This is a genomic window from Paenibacillus salivarius (assembly GCF_051307165.1).
Taxonomy (GTDB): Bacteria; Bacillota; Bacilli; order Paenibacillales; family Paenibacillaceae; genus Fontibacillus.
The window spans coordinates 245,816-268,953 of sequence record NZ_CP195592.1; the positions used below are offsets into that span (position 1 = coordinate 245,816).

Genomic DNA, 23,138 nt, shown 5'->3' on the forward strand with positions numbered 1-23,138 from the left:
GGGTTACTTTTGTAATTTCGCTACTTTTAGATTGTAAAGAGCTTGAGCGTCATCTCTAGGATGAAAATTCTGAATAGGGGGTTAATGAGCACCGACTGTTATCGAGCAAGTATAACATTACTACTGTCATTACAACAGTAGAAGTCAATGTGGCGTTGCCTTCGGACAGGGAGGGCACCCCCTTGCCAACATAACAATTTTCAAAAGAACACCTGAATGGTGTTCTCCTTCTTTTTTAAAGGAGGAAAAGCTTCCACCTTTGACAACATTGTGGTGAAATTTGATATATACCATGCTTATTTAGTAACTTTGTCTAGCTTTTTTACAGGATAATAAATACACTATTTTGAAAACTATAATAACACAATTCACTTGAAACGAGGGTCAACATGATTACTCAAGTTAGAAGTTGGACACATGACGATTCAATCCCAAATTTGATTGGTAGAAAAAAAGTAGACTGGTCTATTTTTGAATATGGATCAACGATACCTAAAGATTTTATTAGTTTCTTTGAACAAGCTAATCAAGGAGAAGTTATTGAAATTGGCAACCCGAAAAGGGTCACGATACTTTGGAAAGATAGTCAGTATCAAGCCGTGTTGAGAATCGCTGATCAAAGTAGCGTAGGGAGAGAAACGCTGCAAGTTAATTACCGTGCAAATGAGTTAAAAGAATTAATGCAGACGGTATTTAAGTCTACCTATGAGTACCTATCTAAACATAAAGTTAAGGATTCCAGAAGTAGGAAACAAACACCCATTCCAGACGAATTATGCGAATATATCGAATTTTACTCAACAGGTGAACCATTCGTTTATGAAATGAAGCTAATACCCCTAACGATTCCTAAAACCCCAAACATATGGTGGGTCAACCAGGGCTCGACTCTCAATGCAGAAAAAGAAGAGGGGATCCTGTGGGCTCCTTTGTCCGGAAAAGGTGGACGCTCGCAATACCATTGGGACACAATGGATGAAGTGAGAAAAGGGGATATTATTTTACATTATGCCAATGGATCATTGCGTTTTGTAAGTAGGGTAATTGAAGACCCTGTTAATGCTCCGAAGCCAAGCTCGATGGCAAGTTCGAGTTGGGGGGAGCAGGGCCGGCTTATTCGTGCGGAGTACTTCGCAATTGAGCCCAATATCCTCTTGAGTAGCTTTTCTCAGGAAATCTTAAAGTTAAATATTCAACAAGGACCTATTCATTCAGGTGGTGGGGTGAAGCAAGGTTATTTATTCCGGTTCTCCATCCAGGGGTTAAAAGCTATTCAAAATCAATCCCCTCAAGTAGAGTGGCCAGAGTTTACGCAGTTTAAGGGAGAAGACGATATGAATGAGATAGAAGATATGCCAACCTTCATCGAGGATGCAGAGATAACAGAAGTTCTAGGCAGGATCAAAGCTTATATAAATAAGAAGGGTTTTAATTATTCACCCCATCTCATCAAAAACTTCTACCTCTCCCTCAAAACCAAACCCTTTGTCATCCTAGCAGGCGTATCGGGAACCGGAAAAACCAAGCTGATTAAGCTTTTTGCCGAGGCGATGGGAGCTACTGCGCAGAACGGCCAATTCACATTAATTCCCGTTCGACCCGATTGGAGTGATCCCTCGGATCTGATTGGTTATAGTGATTTGTCGGGCAAATTCCGTCCAGGTCGCGTTACCGAGGTTCTATTAGAGGCATCTCAAAACCCGAGAAAACCTTATTTCATTTGTCTCGATGAGATGAACTTAGCTAGAGTGGAGCACTATTTCAGCGATATGCTCAGCATTCTGGAAACCCAGGAATGGCGGGATGGAGGCATTGTCACTGATCCCATTATTCACGGCAGTTCGCTTGTACAGGATGAGGATCAAGAGGTGTATGGCAACCTGTCGATTCCTGAGAACGTGTACTTGATCGGAACGGTCAATATGGACGAGACGACGCATCCTTTTAGTAAAAAGGTGCTTGACCGGGCGAATACGATCGAGTTCAATGATATCTTTTTAGCTCAGTTCCCTGATGAGGAATCAGGGGCGGAGCAACGTCCGGAAGCCACACCAAATCAGTTCCTAAGAAGTGACTATCTGCAGCTAGTGGATGCCTATAATGCGGAGTCAAAATCACTTATCACGAAGACAACCGGTACTCTGGTGCAGATCAACAGCATTTTAGAGGAGATCCATGCGCATGTAGGGTTCCGAATTCGTGATGCGGTGTGCTTCTATATGCTCTATAATCAACGGTTCGGGTTGTTTGCCGAGGATGAGGCTTTTGATCATCAATTGCTCCAAAAAATATTGCCACGCATTCAAGGCAGCTGCGCATCTGTCCGAAGGGTTCTTTTGAAATTAATGCGGGAGTGTGTGGGTTCCTCTTTTGTCATCAATGACTATTTGGAGGATGCAGGTCTGTTGTTCGAGGGGGCCAAACTGAATGGCCTGATCAGTCAGGCCAAGTATCCGCTTAGTGCCAAGAAAATCGCTTCGATGTTACGGAGGCTTGAAGAAGATGGATTCACCTCTTACTGGTTATCGTAATGCGCCGATTGAGTTACTACGCATAGAGACCAATCTATTTGATCTATATATCAAAGGGAAGCCATTTCATCCGACCGTCGAAACGATGCAGCTTCATCGACAAGAGGGGGATGTGTGGGCGGATGCCCATTTTCAAGTAGAAGTCCCCTCGCCGAAAGTGGAGATGAACTCGGTTCAAGTCTTTTCACATGAATCCTTGGGTCTTCAAACTTGGAATTCTGGCGATCCGGCAGAGCTCTTGTTTTATGAAACACAAGCTTATGAATTCGTGGTGGAGAAGAAGCAGGATCTACCGATCGTCTTCTTCCATGAAAATCTTCACTTACGGCAAGCTGTTAAACCATTAGGTAGTCGTAGCCGTATCTTGTCAGGTGTACTTAACTTTCAGAATGAGGTGGGCCTTTCGGAGCTGGAGCTTCGCCTGCATGGCGAGGTCATTTTCAAGCTGCAACTCGAAGTGTTTCCGTCAAAAATGGATTACAAGCGCGATTATGAAGTGATTTTGCAGGAGGTGAATGAGCAGATTTATAATCTGTCTTTTGACTTTCTGCGCAAGACCTTTCACCTCACAGGGTTGAGGGAGACGCGACATCAGAGTGTGACGGAATTTTTTACGATCTTACATCAGGTTTTTGGGCAGCTTACCCAAGGCATCGATCGCATCAAAAACGCACCCCATTACAAAATGCGCCGTGAATCTCATCTGGTGGAGGCGTCGAGGGCGAAGAGGGTGGGGAAGGAGAATATTGCTTTTTTACGCAAAAGACCGGAGCTTTTTGTTCAGGGGCAGTTGCGGCCTACCCATGTACTTGAAACCCGGCGGTATATGGACTTTGATACGGCAGAAAATCGGTTCATCCGCTGGGCATTGCTTCGCATCGCCTCGAAGTTAAAGGAACTCAGAACGCATGCAGCGAAAAAAGGATCCGCGGATCCCGTATTGCTGAAGAAAATAGACCTGATGAGTTCGCAGTTACAGCGACTGTTGAAGCAGGACTTTTTACAAGTGGGGGATATGAGGCAGGTCTCGTTGACGCTCGTCTTGCAGATGGCTCCGGGGTATCGAGAGGTATACCGGATTTATCTTTTGCTGATGAAGGGTCTCTCGATCCAAGGGGACCTGTTCCGGTTATCGATGAAGGATCTAGCGCAGTTGTATGAGTACTGGTGTTTCCTGAAAATCCATGATTTGATGCGGCGGAAATATGAGCTGGTGAGCCAGGACTTGATTAAGGTGAATCGGAACGGTCTTTTTGTGACGCTGGATCGCGGGCAGAAGGCGAAGATGGTGTATCGGAATCCGCGAAACGGCGAGATTTTTACCCTTTACTACAATTCCCTGCCTAAGGGAGACGGCACTTCGACGTTGGCGCAGAGACCGGATAATGTTCTGACATTGAAAAAGAACGACGCGGCGATTGAGTATAAGTATATTTTTGATGCGAAATACCGCTTGAACCCAGCCTATGAGGGATCGCCTTACTGGACGAAGTATAAGCAGCCTGGTCCCGAGGAGGACGACATCAACACGATGCACCGTTATCGGGATGCGATTGTGTACCAGGATCAACGGAACGGCGAGTATGAACGGAGCATGTTTGGGGCGTATGTGCTTTTTCCATATCCGGATGAGGAGAAGTTTAAGGAGCATCCTTTTTATAAAAGCATTCAGCTTGTCAACATCGGGGGGATCCCGTTTCTTCCGAATGCCACAGATTTGATGGATAAGCTTCTGGAGGAGATCATCCAAGACAGCCCGGAAAAAGCTTACGAGCGCTCCACCCGCCCCCGCGGGACAAAGGAATATTACTTCAATAAGTTTGCGGGCAAGAATGTCCTTGTCGGTTCCTTAAGAGAGCCTTCCCAACTGGATATGGCGTTGAAGCATCATTTTTATCATATGCCGCTTAAAAATATCGCCGACCACAAACTTCTCACCCAGATCGAATATATCGCGATGTGCCAATCCCGCAAAAAGTTTCAGGGTCCAGGGAATACAGGTATCCATTGGTTTGGCCGTGTCCTGGATTGGAAAGTGGTTCGGAGACGTGAGATCACGGAGCGGCCCGCTCGGCCGGGAACAGAAGAGGAACTCTACGTGAAATTTACAATTGAACGCTGGGTACGGCGGGACAAGCCCATTGCATTAGGAGGACAAGGGATTTATACCTGTCTGTATACGAGCAAGTATATGTTTGATCGCGCCAGTGAGATTGCGGAGCTGAAGCTGGAGAATGAAGAAGACTTAAGAAAGTGGCGTGAAGCTAGAAGAGTCGGGAAGGTTAAAGTGCAGTTGGATCATGAGCATGTGGATTTGGCGAGGTCCGTTGTGGGGATTCGGGTGGAGGAGTAGGTCATACAAGTTTTATAGGGGGGATATTATGAATCAGGAAATAATTGACCGATTCAAATACTATATGAACCAAGAGAGCCCAGTTTTCAACTCATATGTCATGAAAAAAGCGAGAGGTGAAATACTAGATTTCGATATACTTCCACCAGAGGATTTAAAGGATATGTTCATTGACGAAAATATTATTGATAACATTTTAGCAGACCTATTTGATACTGATAGAAATAATGTTAGAAAAAAGAGATACAAATACGATATCAAACTGGGGCAAACTTTATCACGAAAATCGGAACAGAAACTTCAAGAACTAATTGATGGTTATTTCCAAGTATCAGAGAAATCTCAAGGTATAGGGCATGTTCACAAACCTATAAAGATTATATTTAATCCAGAGGATGATCTGATCTTTGCACCTTACAGCGTACTTGAGAATGATGGAAGGCCATATCCATTCTACGATCAAGAAGGCTTGCGAGAGATCGATACTGAAGCTTTTTGCATAAGAATAAGTAAAATAAAGAAAGAAATTCGTAAACTTCTAAGTGATATTACCACTTTTCTAGAGGAGTATGAATGGGAAGATGAGGTTTATTTTGAATGGAAGGATGAGAAAGTAACTATTTCTGCAATTCTCTATACGGAAGAAGATACAAAATTTGATAAAATCTCATTAGCTGTATCCTTAAAAATTTCTGGACTTCATCCACCAGGTGATCTGATTTTTGATTCAGAATACGACTTAAAGAAAAATACTCTTAATATAGTTACTGAAAATTGTGACTTTGAAACAGATGCGGAAGAAATCTACGAGATTTTTATGGATAGCTGGGATGATGTACGAAGGTTTGTTGAAATCCAAAAAGAGACTGAATCAGAATTTGAAGAAGAGCCTTAATATGAGAACTAACTAGGAGGAAAGGGTTATGTTGTCAGAATTGTACCAAACGATTGATTCTCCTGAAAAACTTGGAAAGGATATCTTGCTTCCAGATTATTCGTCCAACGCAATGTATATTTCGCGAAGTGGGGAATTCTTTTGTTATTCAGGTATATATTTGAAAGATAACGATAAAACTTCCTTTAACAGTTGGCCATACTATTTAAGAGGTAAGCATTCCACTAATCATGAAAAGCTTATCAAGGGGCTTTTTCGAATTAAAAATGGTTGCATTTTATTAACTGGTTTTGTCGATCATGAATTTTATAGCCATTCAAGTTATAAACAACTTAAGGATTATGTGATTAGTTTACCAACGGTGAATACCTCTTACTATGGTATTGAAAAAGAACTATCTGGTCGAAGTATATGCGAAGACCCTAGGCACCTATAATTCTTATTTCAAGTATCCTCGAATAACCCGATCACTGAAAAATGATAATTTTTGTGATATTACAGGACTGTGGATTCCTGCTGGGTTTCCTTATATCGCATTTAATGAAAGTGGTTATGACTTCGGACATGTCTCACATTTTGGTATGCAGTGAGTTAACTAGCCGAATTGCTCAAATTGACAACTATTTTCCCTCTGAGATTATGGTAACTCGTGAATGTATAATTCCCACAATGTATGTGAAGTAAACTTATGAAAATATGCAAAGTACCGGCCCCGATTTTTTTATGCCAATGGAAATGGGGCTTTATTTATTGGGATTTTCCTATGTAACAAACTATGGTTTATAATTAGCCAGAGTTTCTCAAGGAAATCAATGATTTTATTGTTTTTGAGAATATGATAATAAATATTTATAGACAGAGAAAAAACAAGGTATGGAGTCTTTCCGTTGAATTCAGGCGATTTAATTGATCAAGAAGGCACTGCCACAGGGCATATCTGAGCAAATTAGGTTGGGCAACTCCCCTCATTCGGCGATACACCCTAGCAAATTCTTCATCCAATTTGGAAACATTACGAGTATGAGTAACTAGTCGGAGGGCGGTAGTATTGGGGTGAATATTAGACTCTGTACCATTTATACGGACGCAGTTTTCTCCTTTAATCATCCTATTCAATGGTTTGAGAATGTCTGATGATTTTAGATTCGCCGTCCGAAAATTTAGGCGGTCGCATTGAAACTGAAGTACTTGAGTTGTTTCCGGGATCATGCAATGTTTTGGTAATCCTTTACGCGAAGGCTTGAATTCACTTGTAGAAGTTTCAATGATAGTTGCTTGTGGCGTAATTTCTTGAATAAGATGCATATTTTTTTCAATATATCGAAGAACAGCTTGCCGCCATGAGTTAATAGTAGTCGGGCTCACCCCGAGATCGGTTGCTGTTTTTCTAATAGTTTCGCCGTTAAGCATCCTTTCGAGGAAGGGAAGGATATGACTGCGGAGTTTCTTACAGTGAAACAGGGTGCCTGTGTGTTCATTAAAATGGCGTCCACATTTTTTACAGTGGAAGCGGTGGCGGATTTTATCAGGATCTGTGTAACCGTAGGCAACAATATTCCTCTTATTATCGAGAAGATTATCTTGAGCATGGCAATGCGGACAAGTTAGGCACGAGGGATGCTTTTTATCTCTGGTCGTATCCGCATCCGGACTAAAAAGGCGAGAGAATTCCTCGATAAGTCCCCTCTTTCTTTCCCTTGAAGAGTTAACAAGCATTATAATCATCTGATTTTGCATTGTACCACCCATAATTATCCTCCTAACCCATGTTATAGTGTGGTGAATAAAGTTAAGAAGATTATAATTAATCCAAATCAGTAGATCAACGATTATTTGTAACATTTGATAGTAATATTCCCTCACTGCCTGTCGTGTCTTGTCACATGATGCCCTGCATTTTATGATGGGAGTAATCGTTAATAGATATGAACGGAGGGACAACATGGAGCCTCGACGGCCGGAATTATCGGCGCAATCCTTACGAACGATACCGGAACTGAAATATGTCAACATGGACAATACTGTTCGGTATCGGGCAATTATGCGTTTTTTCTACCAGGAATATAAAAGATTAAGATATTGGCTGAAGCCGGAGGACGTATATGAGACAGTCCAGGCTTGGAATGTTTGGCCGAATTATACGCTTGAGCAGTGTCAGGGTGACCTGGACCAACTGGTGGAGTGGCAGAACTTGACGGCACGTCATGATGGAGGCCGTTCTTCTACGTTGGAGGAGTATCTAAAAAAGAAAATGCAGTATTTGATGCGTCCTTATTCTATCGAAATCGAGCGGCTTCTCGAAACCTTGGAGAAGGTGACCGGGTACGGGGGATCCCTGGAAGCGTCCTTGTTTGATACCATTGCAGAAAAGTTATTCTCCATCCGAAGCGAAGTTGGGGAGCTGCAACCGGAGACTGCTTTGGAACTTTGGAATGTGCTTTATCGTTCGTTTGTCACGCTGCATGAGAATGCGGCGGATTACATCGCCAGCCTGCATACGGCCCGAGCGGAAGAGATGATGGTAACGGAATCATTTTTGATTTTCAAGGACAAGTTGACGGATTACCTGCAAAATTTTGTCCAGGCATTGCAGCGCAGCGCCTACAAAATCGAAGGTAATTTGCTGCGGATCAACGACACGGTACGCGACATGTTTTTGGAACAGGTCGTTGAGGGGGAACTGAAGAAGCCTCGCCTTGAGGAGGGGCCTGATCGTGAGGAATTATTGGACGAGTTGCGCCAGGGATGGACGAATATCCGTCGCTGGTTTGTGGGAGAGGGAAATTCTCCAAGTGAGCTTACTTTGCTGGAGCGGGCGACTAAGGATGCCATTGCCCGTATTGTAAGAAGCGCGATTCGCATTCAGGAACGGAAGCGTTCAGGGCTCAGTCGAAAAAAAGAACTGGAGCATTTGGCGGGCTGGTTTGCATCACTGGAAACGGTAGAGGAGGCGCATCAATTGTCGGCCTTTGCCTTTGGATTATTCCCAACCCGGCATCTGCAAGGCGAAGACCTGCGGGACTCTGACCGGGCGGATTTGTCAACATGGGATGAGCGCCCGATGGTGCGGATGCTTCGCTCCCGCAGTCGTAAACGCAGTGAACGCCAGCAGGCAGATTCGGTTCCCGATAATGAACGTCGGAAGCAAAGGGAGCGTGAAGCTTTCAAGTTGCGGCAAGCGGAAGAATGGCTAATGATCGCGGCGCTGGTTGAACGGGGAGCGGTTCATATTTCAGAATTTGGCCCAGTGACGGCGAAAGAGCGAATGAGGCTGTTGCAGTGGATCGGCAGGTGCATGAACGCAGGAAACAGCCATGCGTTCGTTACGCCGGAAGGGGTACGCATTCAGATGAGCAATCCGAAAACGACCGAACGGACCATTCTGTTTGCCGAAGACGGTGAACTGGAGATGGCCAATTATAAGCTTCATTTTACGTTGACAGAAGCGGCGACAACGGATGTAGAAAGGCGGGAGCGATAGATGGCCGGCGGAGCGCTGCGAAGACTGAATCAAAGAAAAAGAAATCAGGAGCAGGCGGCTGAACGCAAACGTGAGTGTATCCATGCGTTATTAAACCGTCCCTGGGTTGCTAAGGATGAGGACCCGGATCTTTATTTTGCGATTCGGGATCATTATGAGGAACTGCGGGACTGGTTTATGGACAAGGCAGGTTTTCCGCTGATCGTGACCCGTTTGATTGCGAAGCTGGATAAAGCGCCTGTAAAGGCACATTCCTGGATGGGATTCCCCGAATTTCGCGAAAAAAAGGATTATATCTTTTTCACCTATGGACTTTGGTATTTGGAAGGAAAAACGGAGCTGGACCAGTTTCTGCTCTCCGATACTGTAGAAGAAATCCGCGAACAGATGATCAGTGCAGAACTGGAGGTGGATTGGCGAAATTATTATGATCGCTTGTCCATGGCCAGAGCGCTGAAGAAGCTTCGGTCCTTGGGTGTACTGCATAATGTGGATGGAGATGAAAGCCATTGGGCCCAGGATGCGGAGCGGAATGCATTATATGAATGCTCGCCGTTGGCCCGATATGTGCTCAGGCGGTTCCCGCGGGATTTGACCAGTTGCTCGCACCTGGAGGATTTGGAGGACCCTATTCCCTATGCGGACACACAGGATGGGCAAGCGATGCGACAGCGTCATCGGGTATTCCGGCGTCTGTTGCTTGAACCGGCCATTGTAGACAAAAATTGGGGTGAGGAAGATTTAAACTATGTGTTGTGGCAGCGGCGGGCCATTATCAATCAACTTGATCAGATGCTTGGCTGGGTCGGCAGACGTTATCGGGAGGGGCTGCTTTTTTTTCATCCCGAGCTGACAAGTGAGTGCGAGCTATTTCCAACGGTATCGGCGGCTTCTGACCTGGTAATGCTGCTGGCTGGTGAAATCCGAAAAATGTTGTCGAATCAGGATGGGCTGTATGTTGAAGACAACGGTACCGTTCGCGTGACGAAGGCGGAACTGGAGACGCTTCTGTACAGATTACAGGTGAAACATAAAGATTTCTGGAGCAAGGAACTCAGGGAATCCTCTTCTCAGGAATTGGCGGAGTTGTGCATGAACCACCTGGCCGAATGGGGGCTGGGTGAACGAGAAGGCGAGGCGGTCTTTTTGCTTTCGCCCGTACTAGCCAGATGGAACTCGGAATATGCGAATACCGATTTTGAAGGTTAGAGCAGCTCGAACGAAGGAGGGCGTATGATGGAGCAGCAGATCATGGAGATGGAGAGCGAGCAACAAATTCAAGGAAAATCAACCGCAAGATGGAAGATGAACCGGGTCGGCATTATGAATTTCTGGTACTACGACGATGAGGAATTCCAGCTTGAGGAAGGGAGACTGATCCTCCGGGGGGCCAATGGTTCCGGGAAATCGGTAACTATGCAGAGCTTTCTGCCACTTGTGCTGGATGGAGATAAGCGGGCGCATCGCCTGGACCCGTTTGGTTCGCGCGACCGGCGCATCGAGTATTATCTGCTGGGTGAAGAGGACAGCGGAAAAGTGGATTCGACGGCTTATTTATGGATGGAATTCAAGCATACGGGAACGGGGGCATACAAGACCGTCGGCATTGGCCTCCGGGCTAGAAGAAATGCAGCTCAGGTGCAATTTTGGGGATTTTTGCTGGAAGACGGACGGCGAATCAATCATGATTTTTGGCTGTATGATCGAAACCGCTGGCTTGAAGACGGCATACGGCAGCCGCTGGACCGCAAAGAATTGGAGTCGAAGGTGGGAGCGGGCGGGCAAGTCGTGTTTGATCAGAAATCGTATCAAGATATGGTGAATAAGCATATTTTCGGATTTGCCGATACGGATGCTTATCAGGATTTGCTTCAATTAATGATCCAGCTCCGCAGTCCGAAGCTGTCCAAGGATTTTAAACCGTCGGCGATTTATGAAATTCTTCATCAGGCCTTGCCGCCGCTGATGGAGGAGGAGCTTCGCCCATTGTCGGAAGTGCTGGAGGATATGGATCAAATGACCGACAGACTGGATGAAATCCGACGGCATCGCGCTGAAATGACGAAGCTCCAGGAGAGATATGATTTTTACAACAAACATGTCCTGTACACCAAATCAGATCAAATGCTAGAGGCCAAATCGGCTTTTGATGAAATAGAATCCAGGGTGAAAGTGGCGGAATCTTCGCTGGCTCAGGCCGAAGCGGAGAAGACTGACGCACTGGCGGCACGAAATATCATCCAGGGTAGACTCCAGGAAATTTCTGTGGAGCGAGGCTTGCTCGAAAAGCATGAAGCGATCGGGAAACAACGGGAATATGAAACTGCCGTAAGAGCCCTCGAGGATATCGAAAAGCAGTTGGAACGTTCGCGGGACAAGATGAACAAAGGGCATCAACGTCAAGAGCAACTTAAAAGCGGGCTGGAGGATGCTGAAGCGAAGCGTAAGGCTGCCGAACGGGAGCAGCAAGAATTGCTGCAGGAGCTTGAGGATCTCGCTGGCGATATGGAATTTTCAGGGCACGCGCTATATCACCGGTTTTGGGCAACGGGAGTACCTGTGGACGATCGGTGGAAAGAGACCTGGAAAAGGGATCTTCGCGAGCATCGCGTGACTGTTGAGCAGGCGCTAGCCAAGGCCGGAGAAGAGAAGACGGCTGCATCGCTCGCCAAGGAAAGCGAAATTGAACTTGGCGATGCCAGCCAGGCCCGGGATGAAGCCGAGAGAGTACGGGGGGAACGAGACAAGAGGTTCGACAAGCAGAGGGAAGGGTTCAAGGACGAGATCGTTTCCTGGCAAGGCGGGCTCCATCAACTGAATTTTGATGAGGAAGCCATTCGGGAGACATTCGGGGCACTTCGCCAGTATGGTTTGGACCAAACCTCGCTGGAACCCGTGCGTCAAGCATTACTTCAACGTTACGATGAGGCCCGGGAAACACTTGTCGGACAGCGGCTTGATCTGGAGAATCAGAGGAAGGACCTGCTGGATGAGAAAAAAAAGCTGCAAGAGGAGAAACATACCTGGGAACAGAGTCGGGAACCGGAACCGGTTCGAAGCACCGCACGCGACAAGTTCCGTCAGGCTCATGCGGACCGCGGTGGTGCGCCATTATTTGCCGTATGCGACTTTAAGCCGCATATAACCGATGAAGCGAAAGCGCGAATTGAGGAGGCGCTGGAGCGCGCCGGATTGCTGGATGCCTGGCTATCCCCGGATGGGCGGATTCAGGACTTAGGCCATGAAGTGGAAGAAGCCTGGATTTTGCCGACACCAATTGAATTCGGGTATACCCTTGCGGATGTTTTGGCAGCGGATCCACCAGAAGGAAGCGGATTGACAGTTTCGAACATTGATGCGGTACTGCGGAGCTTTTTATGGGATGAAGAAAGCAGCTTTTTGGACGAGACGGAGTGGAACGGGGTTATATCCGCGAATGGTTCTTACCGGCTGGGGTCGCTCTTTGGCAAGGCTGCGGTAAAGGAGCGGGCCGAGTTAATAGGTAAGGAAACACGCCGTCGCACTCGCATGCTGGAAATTGCCAGACTGAATGAGAAAATTGCTACTCTGGACACCGCGCTTGCGAAGGTGGATGAACAATTGGCCGGGCAAGCGGAAGCGGAGCGGGTTCTGGTAATGGAACGAGGAGCGTTTCCATCAGGAGAACAGCTGGTGGAAGCGCTGCGCGAATTGCAAGCGGCTGATACCCGCATGCAGGCTGCTGTCCGGCATGAAGAGTTGGCAAATGAACGCTATAAAGCCAAATCGGCCAAGTGGCGGGAGCTTCAGCGAGAGTTGGTTGAAATCACGGCAAGGTGGACCCGATTGAAGCGAGAACCGGAAATTTCTGCAGCCATCCGATCCATCCGTGCTTATGAAGAGGCACTTTCGGAATTGCATTCCGCCTGGAGACAATACAAGGATGCTCACCAAGCTTGGGAAAGGTTTACCGATGAACTTTCTTCTGTCGTGCTGGAGATAGAGGACGAAGAAGCGCTGGCGGATGAGCTTGACGTACGCAGGCGGGATCGGCGGGCTGAGGTGGATACTTTGAAGCGGCTGATCGAAGAGCTGGGATTGGCCGATGTAGCCAGGAGAATGGAGGAGCTGCGCAGCGAGCAATCTACACTGCTCACCCGTAATAAGGAACATGAACAACGGCTTGATACTGCCAAGGATCAGGCTTCTCGGGCGGAAGAGAAGCTTTCATTGCTGAGTGAGCAACTGGAGGCGCAGCAAATTCGGCTGGATGAAGCGTTGGAGCAAATGAGAGTGGAGCTTAACCGCAATTTGGTGGCGGATTGGCGGGGTAAAGCAGATGCTGTGGAAGAAGATATTTCAAAGGGTATAGCTGCAATGCGAAACACCGCCAAAGATATTATCCGCCAATATGAGCCGTTGTTTACTGGGCGTAATGTGGAGAATATTGTAAACAAATTGTTGGAGCAGTTTAACGCTGCGCGTATGCTGCTGACCGAGTATGTTATGGAGACGACCACGGACGAAACAAGCGGAAGATTGTTGCTGCTATCGATGCGGAATCCCCAACACCCTCTGCCTCCACATCGGCTTCTTGAGGAACTTGAGCAGCAGGAGGCCGAGCAAAGCGCCTTGTTAAGCGAAAAGGACCGCGAGCTGTTCGAGGAGATTATCTTGCGGAGTGTGGGAAAAGCGATTCGGCAAAGGATTCATCGGGCGGAAGAATGGGTTCGGGAAATGAACAAACTGATGGAGGCGCGGGATACCTCCAGTGGCTTGCGACTAAAACTGGAGTGGGATCCGAAACCCGCGGCAGGAGAGCAGCAACTGGATGTTTCCATCCTGGTCGAATTGCTGAAACGCGACTCGCATCGATTGCGCGAGGATGAAATCGATGCGATGATCGAGCATTTTCGGGGACAAATTTCGAGCGCCAAGCAGACGGCTCAAGAAGAGCAGGAATCCCTCCGCCTGCATCTGTACCGAGTGCTCGATTACCGCAATTGGTTCCAGTTTGAACTGAAATATAACAAGGGCGAGCAGACCGGCTACCGTCCGTTGACTGACGCGCGCTTCAACGTGCTTAGCGGAGGGGAAAAAGCAATGGCCATGTACATTCCTTTATTTGCGGCCACCTGGTCCAGATATTCCGACGCCCGTCCCGACGCCCCGCGGCTTATTTCTTTGGACGAGGCATTCGCAGGTGTGGATGAAGAGAACATGCGCGATATGTTCAAACTGCTGACGGATATGGAGTTTGATTACATGATGACTTCCCAGGTGTTGTGGGGGTGCTTTGATACGGTTCCGAAACTGGCTATATATGAAATCTATCGTCCCAAAGACGTTGATTTTGTAACTCTCTTCCGCTATCGCTGGAATGGCAAACGCAAGGAATACGTTGAGGATGGTGCGGATGAATGAACTCTGGAAATCAGGACAACCGCGATTTTAGAACACAGTCAGTTGAGGGAAACTACAAGCGGGCAGATCGGGCCAGGGACTATTTCTCGCAGCCTGGATTTCAACGAATGCTTCAAGCTGTCTGGAACCGTTACGCTAGTTTGGAGAAGGTAGGGGGACACGCAGTTGTTAATAAAGCAAGTCCTGAAGAGTGCGAGTCGCTTAATTTATTCTTTGGCTGGAATAAAAAGCCGGGGGAGAAGATCAGCATTCCCCTCACGCTTTTTGAACAGGAGTTATTACAGTCGCCTTTCCCTTTTAAAATTACTGAACTTCATGAAGTGTTAACCGGAGTACCGCTGATGACCAAGTCGGACAAGCAATTGTTGGCGATGCAGGAATGGCAAGCATTGTTTAGTAGGGTAGAAAATGAACTTATGGAATGCGGGGTACCGCTTCAGCCAAAAGTCTCGGCATGGTTGGCAGCTTTGAAAGACGGGAAAGCGGCAGGCTACCGGACATTGCGTGACCTGTGGCGTACTGATGATGAGATTGCAAAGTTCGAACTGACTGATGCCGTACGAGCTTGGAGCTTACTTCTGGCAGGAGGGACTGACGTTTTTCGGGAAGGGACGGGAACTCGTCTCTCTACCATCCGTCTGCCGGTCCTTGCTGCTCTGGCCACTGGAAATCCTCATGCTCTAGATCGAAACACTCCCGCGGGCCGGTTGTTTTTTCAGGTTTTACGCTCAGCTAATACGCATGAGAGGTCATCGGGAATGGATTTAGAAGAAGATTCCGAGAAGGGATCATCCTACTCTTTCAGCGGCGATACTCTGGAGACCAGGGAAGTTTACCGGTGCGCCGGAATTCTCGATGATGATATCTCTTCGCTTGTTTATGTATATCAGCCCTTTGGAATGATAAGAGGCCCCTTTGTTTTGACACTTCGGCAAGTCGAGTCTTCTGAAGTCCTTCTTCCTGTAACAGATATCTATGTTGTTGAGAATCCGGCCATATTTTCCACTCTGGCTGATTGGACTGACAAAGTGTCAATGAATGGGACAACCCTCCATACTCCGGCTCCCTTACTTCTGTGTACCAGCGGACCAGCGAGTGCTGCTGCATTAAGACTGATTGATAGATATATGGGAGAAGGACTCGTCTCGGGAAGCCTCTATTATTCAGGGGATTTTGACATTAAAGGAATTGAAATTGGCAATGTGTTAGCGGCACGATACAACGAAAGATTTACCCCATGGTGTTTTGGCTGGGATAGCTATTTGGAAGGACAAGAACAATTTCTCAAGAAAAGCGTAACCTTTACCAAAGAAGAACGGCTTCGTTTGGAGCGAATGAAGTCAGTCTGGGACGAGTCATTATGCAGAACTATGGGTGAAATGGGAACTAAATTGTTTCAAGAGCAAATGATTTTACGATTGCTTGAGGACTGGAAAAAAGCTGTGAGAGGAGGGGAGAACGATGTTGGCATTTATTGACGAAAGTGGATTTCCGCATCCCAATGATGAAACTTTAAATCCGGTTTTGGCGGCAGTCTGCATCCCCAAGGATGAAGTTCGTAATATTATGCAGCGAATGTATAACATCAAAATGGATATCTATGGACGCTATGATGTTGAATTAAAGGCCGTAAATGTATTAAAGCCTAAATCCATTACTAAACATTTTTTGAATAAGGAGTTTGCTGATCGAGTTGTCGATGAGGTTCTGAGTAATGTATTTAACCTTAAGATTTTCGCAATCGTCATGGACCATCCACAACTTCCCTTACCTACGGAGCCGGTGAACTTTCCGAATCACTATAGGTTTTTATTACAGCGAATAAATGGATATTCATTAATAAGAGGAAAAAAGTGTATAGTGTGTTTTGATTCACAGGATGAGGGGAACGATATGATTATCTCGCATAAAATGAAAAACTATTTGTTTCGTTCATCTGAAGGAAATCAGTGCAATTTTATAGTAGAGTCAGCATTTTTTGTTAGCTCTAAGGTGGAGGAAGGGATTCAGCTTGCTGATTTAACTGCCGGTATTATACGGAAATATTTTGAGCTGTGCTTGAATAAAGTAGAATTAGATCCTTTTTCACTTTGGATTAAAGAATTGTTTACAAAAGTTCAATCACGTTCGTGCATAGTTCCATCACCAAGTGGCGAACAACAGTTACACGGTATTTATAAGCTCCCCGTGAGGCTGATGCTCTGAACTCCCTCCATAAGGACGATAATTGACTTTCAATCGAATTATTGTATAATTTTATTTAAGACTGGTGTTGTGGCTCTGTCCAGGAGCCGCCTCGTGCTGGTCTTATTTTTGTGGAAATTTTTGCTTATAAATTGAAGGGCCCTCATTATTCTTCCGAGGTTCCTTTATTTTTTTTCTTACGAGGGGGTTCTATAACTTGGGCTAATTAACTGAATTTAGCTATACGCATCCACGTACCACACCCCAATCCTGCCTTTGTTACTATAAAAAATAAAACGGAGGCGCTCCATGCCAACCTTTCTTGAATTATTATACTACGGCAAGTTAATCCCGCACGAAACAGCCATCCTCCAAGACCCCCAATATCGACAACTAAGCAGACAACTATCCGAATCCATGGATTCGTGGAAAAGAAAGCTCTCCAAGGAAGATTTCACGGAACTCGAGGCTTTGCTCGACTTACATCAGCAGGTTCACAGTATGGAGCTGGCGGCCTCTTTTACACAGGGATATAGGTTGGGGGCGGCGATGGTTTTTGAGGTGTATGCGGAGAGGATCGATAAATAACGTTGGCGTCGTCACGGACGCTGGAGTCCGAGTTGAGGCGGAGAGTTCGATATAAGAGCGGATGGAGGACACGGTTTATTGTCTAAAATCTATTTTTCTAGTAGAATCCAAGATAATTATGAATATTTGTAATAATTTGTGATGTTCGGTAGAGGTGATGTGGAGTGCAAGTTGACCCGGATCGACTTGATGAATTAGCCAGGCTGCTGAAACGCATGAACATGAACATGGAGGACAGCATTCCGGGCTTGGTTGAAGAGGTCAGGCGTAAGATCGATGATATCAGGTATAATTATCCTGAAAGCTCGGTCCGGTCCGCCCTGTATGTGGTTGAGGAGCAGTTGAATGATATTTTTGCGCGATCCTTGTCGATTTACGAGCGTTTGAATGCCAAGGAGAAATTGCTTCGGGATGCCGCGAATCAGTACCGGGAGACGGAACGAAAGTCCGTTGCGCTGCTTCAAAAAGCAGCCCAGTATACGCTGAACGGCTTATTTCCTTTCCTGGCGACCTCAAAAGGAACCGGCACGAGTTCGCCTTCATCTAGGGGGTATCCGGTGATGATGGGATGGCAGGATCTTTTGAAGAATGCGGTCCAGACGGCGACGGCGATCTTTTCGGAAATGACGCTGGATCAGAGGCTCGCTCATGTTAAGGAAGACGCGCGCATCTCCGGGCTTTTTCAACAGTTGGACTCCGGAAGCTGGGATGAGCAGGTCTGTGCCCGGGAAGAGTTGGAGAACATTGCGGCAGCGTTTGACAAGATTGCCCGAATCCAGCATGAGTATGCAGTGTATAAAGCGTACGACAACAAAAACTACATGGCCTTGGCGCATCAGGAGGCTCAGCAGCAGAGGAATATTTTGAACGGACTTGGCGTATCCGGAACTATGGTACGGGCCGGAAGTCAACCTCAGTACATACTATAAAGGCTCTCCTTTGGATGCTTGCAGATATAACCCGTTGAAAAGCGACTATTCCCCTATGCCGAAGGAAGACGAGCTCCGCATGGCCATAGCCATCGGTTGGGTGAATCCGCTGCAGCGGGAATGGGCCAAGCGCATTTATGCCCAGACAGAAGCAGCCCTGCTGAAAAGAGCGAGCTTGAGCGGGAGACGGATCGGTTGCTGCTGGATGCGATTGATTTTTACAATGAGAAGCGAAAAGGTAATGAAGACGATTTTCATACATACAACGTAGCTGTGAAAATGGCGATTGGGGTCGAACATGATCCTGACGAAATCGGAGACCCTGCCTATTGGCAGCAACAGAACTTAACGGATGAGCGAAAAAAAGAACTTGCTTACATCATTCTTAACTCGGGTACCGATGAGGCGATAGCCGGCAGTTTTGCGTCCCTTTACACCAACTATGCGGAGCATCAAGCGGAAATGAATGGCGGGTACGGAGATGGCGTGGGATTCCCGGTATTTGGCCAGCGCAGAAGCCCTTTGGAGATGCCGGGGGCGCAAAAATTTACGGAGCCGCAGGAGCCGAAGAGGCCGCTGACTCCAGGTAAACAGGGGGAGTTGGATAGGCAGAAGGCGCAGGGCGAGGCGTCTGTGAATGAGGGGACTTTTGATAGAGAAGAATTGTCGGAAATTCAGCGATTACAGGAAGCCTTACGGTCTAGAATATTAGGATATAACCACGAGCAAGGTAAGTTTAGTTATAATGAAACTTTAGGGACTTCTAGAGCTGAGAAAGCATTAAATAAAAGATTTCAACCATCTGATACCTTGGGAGTAGATATGAAAGATCCAGGCGGATTGGGGAATATCTCTTTAAAGGGTCCGTTCCTGAATAACAATCGCCAACCATTAACAACAGCTCAACAAGAAGCTGTAATAAAAAATTTAACAAAGCACGTTAATAATAACACCGCTGTTGATGTCCATATTATCGACACCTTAGGATTAGAATCAAATGTTATCATTGCGTTGAAGGAAGCATTAAAGAACTCAAGGGTAAAAATTATTTATTTAGAGTAGAAGGTGACTTTTAGTGGCTCATAGTGCAATACGTTACAAAAACAATACGCAGTATATTCAAGATGCATTACTAGGAGGGGCTTTAAGGAGCATTTTTATTGCAATTGATAGTAAAGTGTCGGAGAATCCAAGTAAATATGGTTGGTTACTGCAAGCAATGAATAAATGGTGGGGCGATTTCGAGGATTTGCCTCCCGGATTAAAAGATGTCGAACTAGACGAATGGTTAGTTGATTCAGAAAGAAAGGCAGAGTTTGAGGAGATTTTGAATCTCTCTCTTGCAGATGGAAGTAACGAGCTCGCTATTGAAGTCATGAAATTCAAACATGTTTTGGAATCTGATTCTGAGCTTGCATAATTATAATGAGACACTTGTGTCATACTAAAAAACCCGCTCTGAGAGCGGTTTTTTGCCATCATAGAAGTCTTTATTTTCAGGAAACTGTAGATCGCTTACTCATCGCTCGCCTCATTATGCTCAATCTCTTTCAATGTTCTACCCTCCGACGATTTCCACTCGATGAGTCCGTTGGCATGTCCGCCGATGACAAACGCCGCAGCGTATGAAGGACTACTAAAAAGAACGTCCTCTTGTAACACTCCATTATTATCAAGCTTCGCCTTCGCACGCCTTTCTTTGATGCCGGGAGGGATGCTCTCGGAATCCATCGTTTCGATTTGGCTGCCTTTTAACACGACAAATCCCTCGGAAGTTCTTTTGCAGCTTGCCTCAGCTACGAGCCCGCTTCTTTTGACTTTACGTTTTAGATGTAACAAGAGTTCGTTATCTTCCGAAGTCACATTCGAATGATGATTATGTATGCTGGTGTCGGTCAGCTTTTCGAATACCTTATGGCCTAACGTCCCCATAACAATTTTGGCATAGTCGATGAACTCTTCCAGTTCGCTCTCTTTTTCCTCCGTAATGTTGCCAGGGGTGGGGTCGTTCCCGTTTTTGACGGTGTAGCGATTTGTTTCCGCAGCCAGAGAGTAGAAGCGGTTTTCAAGGTAGCTTATCTCGGTGGGACCAAAAGAATTATTCGAAGTCGTGAATACGACCGCTTCTGTCCAGTAATCTTTGTCCGGGTTGCGTTTATGTTCCTGTAAACGGTAGAGGATGCCCTCGCCGTTTTTTCTCACGCCTGCCTGTCCGATATAAACGACGTTCTCCCCGGTTTGATCCGAGGTTCCGAACAGAAAATAGACGCCGCTCTGCGAAAGGTCTTTTCGGCCCTTGCATTTTTCCAGTTCGGTGCGGGGGATTTTGTAAGCCACTCCCGTCCAGTTGGCAAGCGTGCATTTGACGAGTCCGTTGGGATGCCCATCTACTAGAAACAGGTTTATACTTTTGCCGCGATTAGCCATATGACACTCTCCCGTTTTTTTCCTTCCTCTTATATTAACATATACATTCAAACCCCAGCATTGGGCTCTTCCGGTTGCGATGGATGGGTAATCCTTATTGGAGAGTTTGATCCTGGCTCAGGACGAACGCTGGCGGCGTGCCTAGGGGTTAACGCACCGGATTGTGGATCCGGCATTCGTGGGTTCAAGTCCCATCGATCACCCCTTTTTTAACTTTGTACCGGAATATGGCCTGATACGGAAAAGGCGGCTGTGGGTGGATAGATACCTCTTCGTCCTGAGAAAGCTAAGTTTCTCTCTCCGTGCTTTTTAGCGGTTTATTAGATGACCTTAATCGAAAATAATGCTTGGAGGATTTTTCTTTGGGCACCTTGGCAAGTATGACTACCGTCAACAGTATTATTGAAAATCCCAACACATCCCACCATTCAAACGATTCATTAAGCCACACAATCGAAAGAACGGTAGCTACTACAGGTTCGATTGAAGAGAGAAGACTCCCTTGCGTTGCGCCGATTCTCTTAACTCCTTCCAGGTAGAATGCATACGATAATATAGTTCCAAATAGAATGATTACCCCGGTTGCAATATATCCCTGCATATTATTCACTCCATTAAGGCGCCAAGGCTGAAAAATTATAGAGAGCATCGCCCCCCCTACTACCATCCCCCATCCCGAAATCAAGAGGACATCGAATTTCTTCATTAATCGTTGTGGTTGAACACTATACACCCCGAACGCTGCCGCACTTAAAATACCCCAAAATAATGATTTCCAAGATAGATGTAAAGAGTGAACATCTCCGTGAGTAGCAATTATAAAAACTCCAGTTATCACCAAGCACACTGACAGCAGCTCATGTTTCGTCGGCCTTTTTTTACTCGCCATTATTGTGTAAAAGATGATAAAAACCGGGCTGGTATAACTAATAAATGTTGCAGTAGCAGCATCGGAGTATGCGACTGCTGAAAAATAAGCATACTGACACAATGCGGTTCCGAAAATCGCAAAGAGGATCATATCCCTAATATCTTTCTTATTTCTCCACGGGGCAGAGAGGTCAAGTCCTCTTAGCTTGCAAAGTACAATCAATAACATACCTGCCCAGATCAGCCTTGTCGGCACCAGCCACTCGGAGGTAATCTGATGATATTGAAAAAGATATTGCCCACACACACCGGATAAAGCCCAGAACGTTCCGCCTATCAAAGCAAAAGTGTACCCTATCTTTCTGTCCTCCACATTTTAACACTCCCCGTTTGATACTAGTTATCATATTCTCTGAAAGAGTAACACAACGGATATATAAAAATTGTAACTTGTGCTACAATTTATGATATTCATTTTTAGGGGGATGTAATGGTAACGATCAAGGTTTCGGAGGAATTGTATACTTATTTTGAACAGGTTGGTAACCGCATGCATGTGCCTTCAGGTAAATCGATTTATATGCAGGGAGACCAAGCGGCAAACCGGTTATATTTGATCACCAGAGGACGTGTAAGAGTATATTGCATTTCCAATGATGGAAAAGAATTAACCCTCGAGATTGTGGAAAAAGGACGGATTTTCGGGGAATATTCATTTTCACATCAAGCGGTAAGACAGACGAATGTGGACGCCGTAAATGATGTGGAGATAATATCCTTTTCTTTGGAAGAAATCTACCCTTACCTCAGCCAATCTAAAGAAATTACGTTGATCCTTTTTCAGTTGCTGTCCGATACATGCAATCATTTGCATCGTCAGTTAAAACGCTTTTCTTTTTATGATCGTTATCAGAGAGTAGCTAGCTTTTTATTGGATGAAACGGCTTTTCCCAGCAAGGAAAAAGACATTACCGATAGCTGCATCCCATATTCGCACGAGGAACTGGCCGTCTGTCTTGGAATGAATCGAGTGACAATAACGAAAGTGTTAAATGAATTTAAGCGTAGAGGATGGATTGATTTGGGGCATAAGAAAGTTATTATATCCGATCGAGCGGCATTATCCGAGTTTTTTTCTCGTTGATATCAAGGATCGTTCCTTGACGTTAGCCAGGCCGCGCAACCGGTAATAGGGAAACCCATGGAACTCTTTGGCATCCGCGAAGCTTCGCTTGATCGTTTCTTTTCGTTTACGGTACAGCTAATTTCATCCCGGCTCAGCCGGTTGCTTCGCACCCATTCTTTGCTGTCCTCCCGGACATGCCGGTTTGGGACTCAGAGCTTGTCCTACTAAAAAAGCATCGGCCTGTGACCTGTAGTTCCATGATGGAACATACAAATTCACAGGCCAGGACAGTTTCATTGATGGTGGTGGCCGTCAGCCCATGTTAGCTTGGGACAGGCCCACTTTCACGTA

17 protein-coding genes, 1 tRNA gene and 1 pseudogene are annotated in these 23,138 nt (G+C 46.1%); 15 read left to right on the forward strand and 4 right to left on the reverse strand.

Annotated features, from left to right (window positions below):
* The first annotated feature begins 389 nt into the window (after nt 1–389).
* From ACSFXJ_RS01145 to ACSFXJ_RS01160, 4 genes are read left to right on the forward strand one after another with little or no spacing between them, the layout of a single operon-like run.
* Nucleotides 390–2,531: an McrB family protein gene (locus tag ACSFXJ_RS01145; RefSeq protein WP_435923406.1), complete on the forward strand. Its 2,142-nt coding sequence runs from the start codon at nt 390–392 to the stop codon at nt 2,529–2,531.
* Complete coding sequence (locus ACSFXJ_RS01150) at nt 2,503–4,884, forward strand: DUF2357 domain-containing protein (protein WP_435923407.1); 2,382 nt, start codon at nt 2,503–2,505, stop codon at nt 4,882–4,884. The genes ACSFXJ_RS01145 and ACSFXJ_RS01150 overlap by 29 nt, the downstream gene beginning before the upstream one ends.
* A gap of 28 nt (nt 4,885–4,912) precedes the next feature.
* On the forward strand, nt 4,913–5,779 hold the full coding sequence (locus ACSFXJ_RS01155) for a hypothetical protein (RefSeq protein ID WP_435923408.1): 867 nt from the start codon (nt 4,913–4,915) through the stop codon (nt 5,777–5,779).
* 28 nt (nt 5,780–5,807) lie between these two features.
* Nucleotides 5,808–6,215 carry a hypothetical protein gene (locus tag ACSFXJ_RS01160; RefSeq protein WP_435923409.1) on the forward strand — a complete coding sequence of 136 codons (408 nt, stop codon included), beginning with the start codon at nt 5,808–5,810 and terminating at the stop codon, nt 6,213–6,215.
* Nucleotides 6,216–6,628: 413 nt separating this feature from the next.
* Here the strand turns inward: ACSFXJ_RS01160 and ACSFXJ_RS01165 are convergent, their stop codons facing one another.
* Nucleotides 6,629–7,528 carry a transposase gene (locus ACSFXJ_RS01165; RefSeq protein ID WP_435923410.1) on the reverse strand — a complete coding sequence of 300 codons (900 nt, stop codon included), beginning with the start codon at nt 7,526–7,528 and terminating at the stop codon, nt 6,629–6,631.
* Nucleotides 7,529–7,721: 193 nt separating this feature from the next.
* Here ACSFXJ_RS01165 and ACSFXJ_RS01170 point away from each other — a divergent pair, with 193 nt between their 5' ends.
* From ACSFXJ_RS01170 to ACSFXJ_RS01210, 9 genes are all read left to right on the forward strand, one after another.
* Complete coding sequence (locus ACSFXJ_RS01170) at nt 7,722–9,260, forward strand: TIGR02677 family protein (protein WP_435923411.1); 1,539 nt, start codon at nt 7,722–7,724, stop codon at nt 9,258–9,260.
* Nucleotides 9,261–10,469 carry a TIGR02678 family protein gene (locus ACSFXJ_RS01175; RefSeq protein ID WP_435923412.1) on the forward strand — a complete coding sequence of 403 codons (1,209 nt, stop codon included), beginning with the start codon at nt 9,261–9,263 and terminating at the stop codon, nt 10,467–10,469.
* Nucleotides 10,470–10,493: 24 nt separating this feature from the next.
* Entirely contained in the window at nt 10,494–14,663 is a 4,170-nt protein-coding gene (locus ACSFXJ_RS01180; protein WP_435923413.1) for a TIGR02680 family protein, read from the forward strand.
* Complete coding sequence (locus tag ACSFXJ_RS01185; protein WP_435923414.1) at nt 14,660–16,141, forward strand: TIGR02679 domain-containing protein; 1,482 nt, start codon at nt 14,660–14,662, stop codon at nt 16,139–16,141. Before ACSFXJ_RS01180 ends, ACSFXJ_RS01185 begins: the two co-directional genes overlap by 4 nt.
* Complete coding sequence (locus ACSFXJ_RS01190) at nt 16,125–16,868, forward strand: DUF3800 domain-containing protein (protein ID WP_435923415.1); 744 nt, start codon at nt 16,125–16,127, stop codon at nt 16,866–16,868. Before ACSFXJ_RS01185 ends, ACSFXJ_RS01190 begins: the two co-directional genes overlap by 17 nt.
* A 288-nt stretch (nt 16,869–17,156) precedes the next feature.
* The gene (locus ACSFXJ_RS01195; protein WP_435923416.1) at nt 17,157–17,435 is read left to right on the forward strand and encodes a DUF6809 family protein; all 279 of its coding nucleotides are present in this window, start codon (nt 17,157–17,159) and stop codon (nt 17,433–17,435) included.
* Nucleotides 17,436–17,599: 164 nt separating this feature from the next.
* Entirely contained in the window at nt 17,600–18,364 is a 765-nt protein-coding gene (locus ACSFXJ_RS01200) for a hypothetical protein (protein ID WP_435923417.1), read from the forward strand.
* A gap of 195 nt (nt 18,365–18,559) precedes the next feature.
* Nucleotides 18,560–19,426, forward strand: coding sequence for a hypothetical protein (locus ACSFXJ_RS01205; protein ID WP_435923418.1), 867 nt, complete (start codon nt 18,560–18,562; stop codon nt 19,424–19,426).
* Nucleotides 19,427–19,439: 13 nt separating this feature from the next.
* Complete coding sequence (locus tag ACSFXJ_RS01210) at nt 19,440–19,784, forward strand: hypothetical protein (protein ID WP_435923419.1); 345 nt, start codon at nt 19,440–19,442, stop codon at nt 19,782–19,784.
* Between the two features lie 95 nt (nt 19,785–19,879).
* On the opposite strand, the gene ACSFXJ_RS01215 is transcribed toward ACSFXJ_RS01210, so the two are convergent.
* Nucleotides 19,880–20,791: a GIY-YIG nuclease family protein gene (locus ACSFXJ_RS01215; protein ID WP_435923420.1), complete on the reverse strand. Its 912-nt coding sequence runs from the start codon at nt 20,789–20,791 to the stop codon at nt 19,880–19,882.
* Between the two features lie 136 nt (nt 20,792–20,927).
* On the opposite strand from ACSFXJ_RS01215, the gene ACSFXJ_RS01220 reads away from it, so the two are divergent.
* Nucleotides 20,928–20,992: transfer RNA gene (locus ACSFXJ_RS01220), tRNA-His, on the forward strand.
* A gap of 85 nt (nt 20,993–21,077) precedes the next feature.
* On the opposite strand, the gene ACSFXJ_RS01225 is transcribed toward ACSFXJ_RS01220, so the two are convergent.
* Nucleotides 21,078–22,034, reverse strand: coding sequence for a DMT family transporter (locus ACSFXJ_RS01225; protein ID WP_435923421.1), 957 nt, complete (start codon nt 22,032–22,034; stop codon nt 21,078–21,080).
* Nucleotides 22,035–22,151: 117 nt separating this feature from the next.
* Here ACSFXJ_RS01225 and ACSFXJ_RS01230 point away from each other — a divergent pair, with 117 nt between their 5' ends.
* Nucleotides 22,152–22,805: a Crp/Fnr family transcriptional regulator gene (locus tag ACSFXJ_RS01230; protein WP_435923422.1), complete on the forward strand. Its 654-nt coding sequence runs from the start codon at nt 22,152–22,154 to the stop codon at nt 22,803–22,805.
* Here the strand turns inward: ACSFXJ_RS01230 and ACSFXJ_RS01235 are convergent.
* Nucleotides 22,782–22,996: pseudogene (locus ACSFXJ_RS01235) on the reverse strand (transposase); the annotation flags it as partial. The gene ACSFXJ_RS01230 and the pseudogene ACSFXJ_RS01235 sit on opposite strands and share 24 nt — an antisense overlap.
* Between the last annotated feature and the right edge of the window lie 142 nt (nt 22,997–23,138).

Excerpts from the sequence above, each read along its gene's own strand:
- ACSFXJ_RS01165 (WP_435923410.1), bottom strand. The coding sequence starts at position 7,528 with ATGGGTGGTACAATGCAAAATCAGATGATTATAATGCTTGTTAACTCT.
- ACSFXJ_RS01215 (WP_435923420.1), bottom strand. The coding sequence starts at position 20,791 with ATGGCTAATCGCGGCAAAAGTATAAACCTGTTTCTAGTAGATGGGCAT.
- ACSFXJ_RS01155 (WP_435923408.1), top strand. The coding sequence starts at position 4,913 with ATGAATCAGGAAATAATTGACCGATTCAAATACTATATGAACCAAGAG.
- ACSFXJ_RS01170 (WP_435923411.1), top strand. The coding sequence starts at position 7,722 with ATGGAGCCTCGACGGCCGGAATTATCGGCGCAATCCTTACGAACGATA.
- ACSFXJ_RS01185 (WP_435923414.1), top strand. The coding sequence starts at position 14,660 with ATGAACTCTGGAAATCAGGACAACCGCGATTTTAGAACACAGTCAGTT.
- ACSFXJ_RS01190 (WP_435923415.1), top strand. The coding sequence starts at position 16,125 with ATGTTGGCATTTATTGACGAAAGTGGATTTCCGCATCCCAATGATGAA.
- ACSFXJ_RS01175 (WP_435923412.1), top strand. The coding sequence starts at position 9,261 with ATGGCCGGCGGAGCGCTGCGAAGACTGAATCAAAGAAAAAGAAATCAG.
- ACSFXJ_RS01150 (WP_435923407.1), top strand. The coding sequence starts at position 2,503 with ATGGATTCACCTCTTACTGGTTATCGTAATGCGCCGATTGAGTTACTA.
- ACSFXJ_RS01145 (WP_435923406.1), top strand. The coding sequence starts at position 390 with ATGATTACTCAAGTTAGAAGTTGGACACATGACGATTCAATCCCAAAT.
- ACSFXJ_RS01160 (WP_435923409.1), top strand. The coding sequence starts at position 5,808 with ATGTTGTCAGAATTGTACCAAACGATTGATTCTCCTGAAAAACTTGGA.
- ACSFXJ_RS01230 (WP_435923422.1), top strand. The coding sequence starts at position 22,152 with ATGGTAACGATCAAGGTTTCGGAGGAATTGTATACTTATTTTGAACAG.
- ACSFXJ_RS01195 (WP_435923416.1), top strand. The coding sequence starts at position 17,157 with ATGCCAACCTTTCTTGAATTATTATACTACGGCAAGTTAATCCCGCAC.
- ACSFXJ_RS01180 (WP_435923413.1), top strand. The coding sequence starts at position 10,494 with ATGATGGAGCAGCAGATCATGGAGATGGAGAGCGAGCAACAAATTCAA.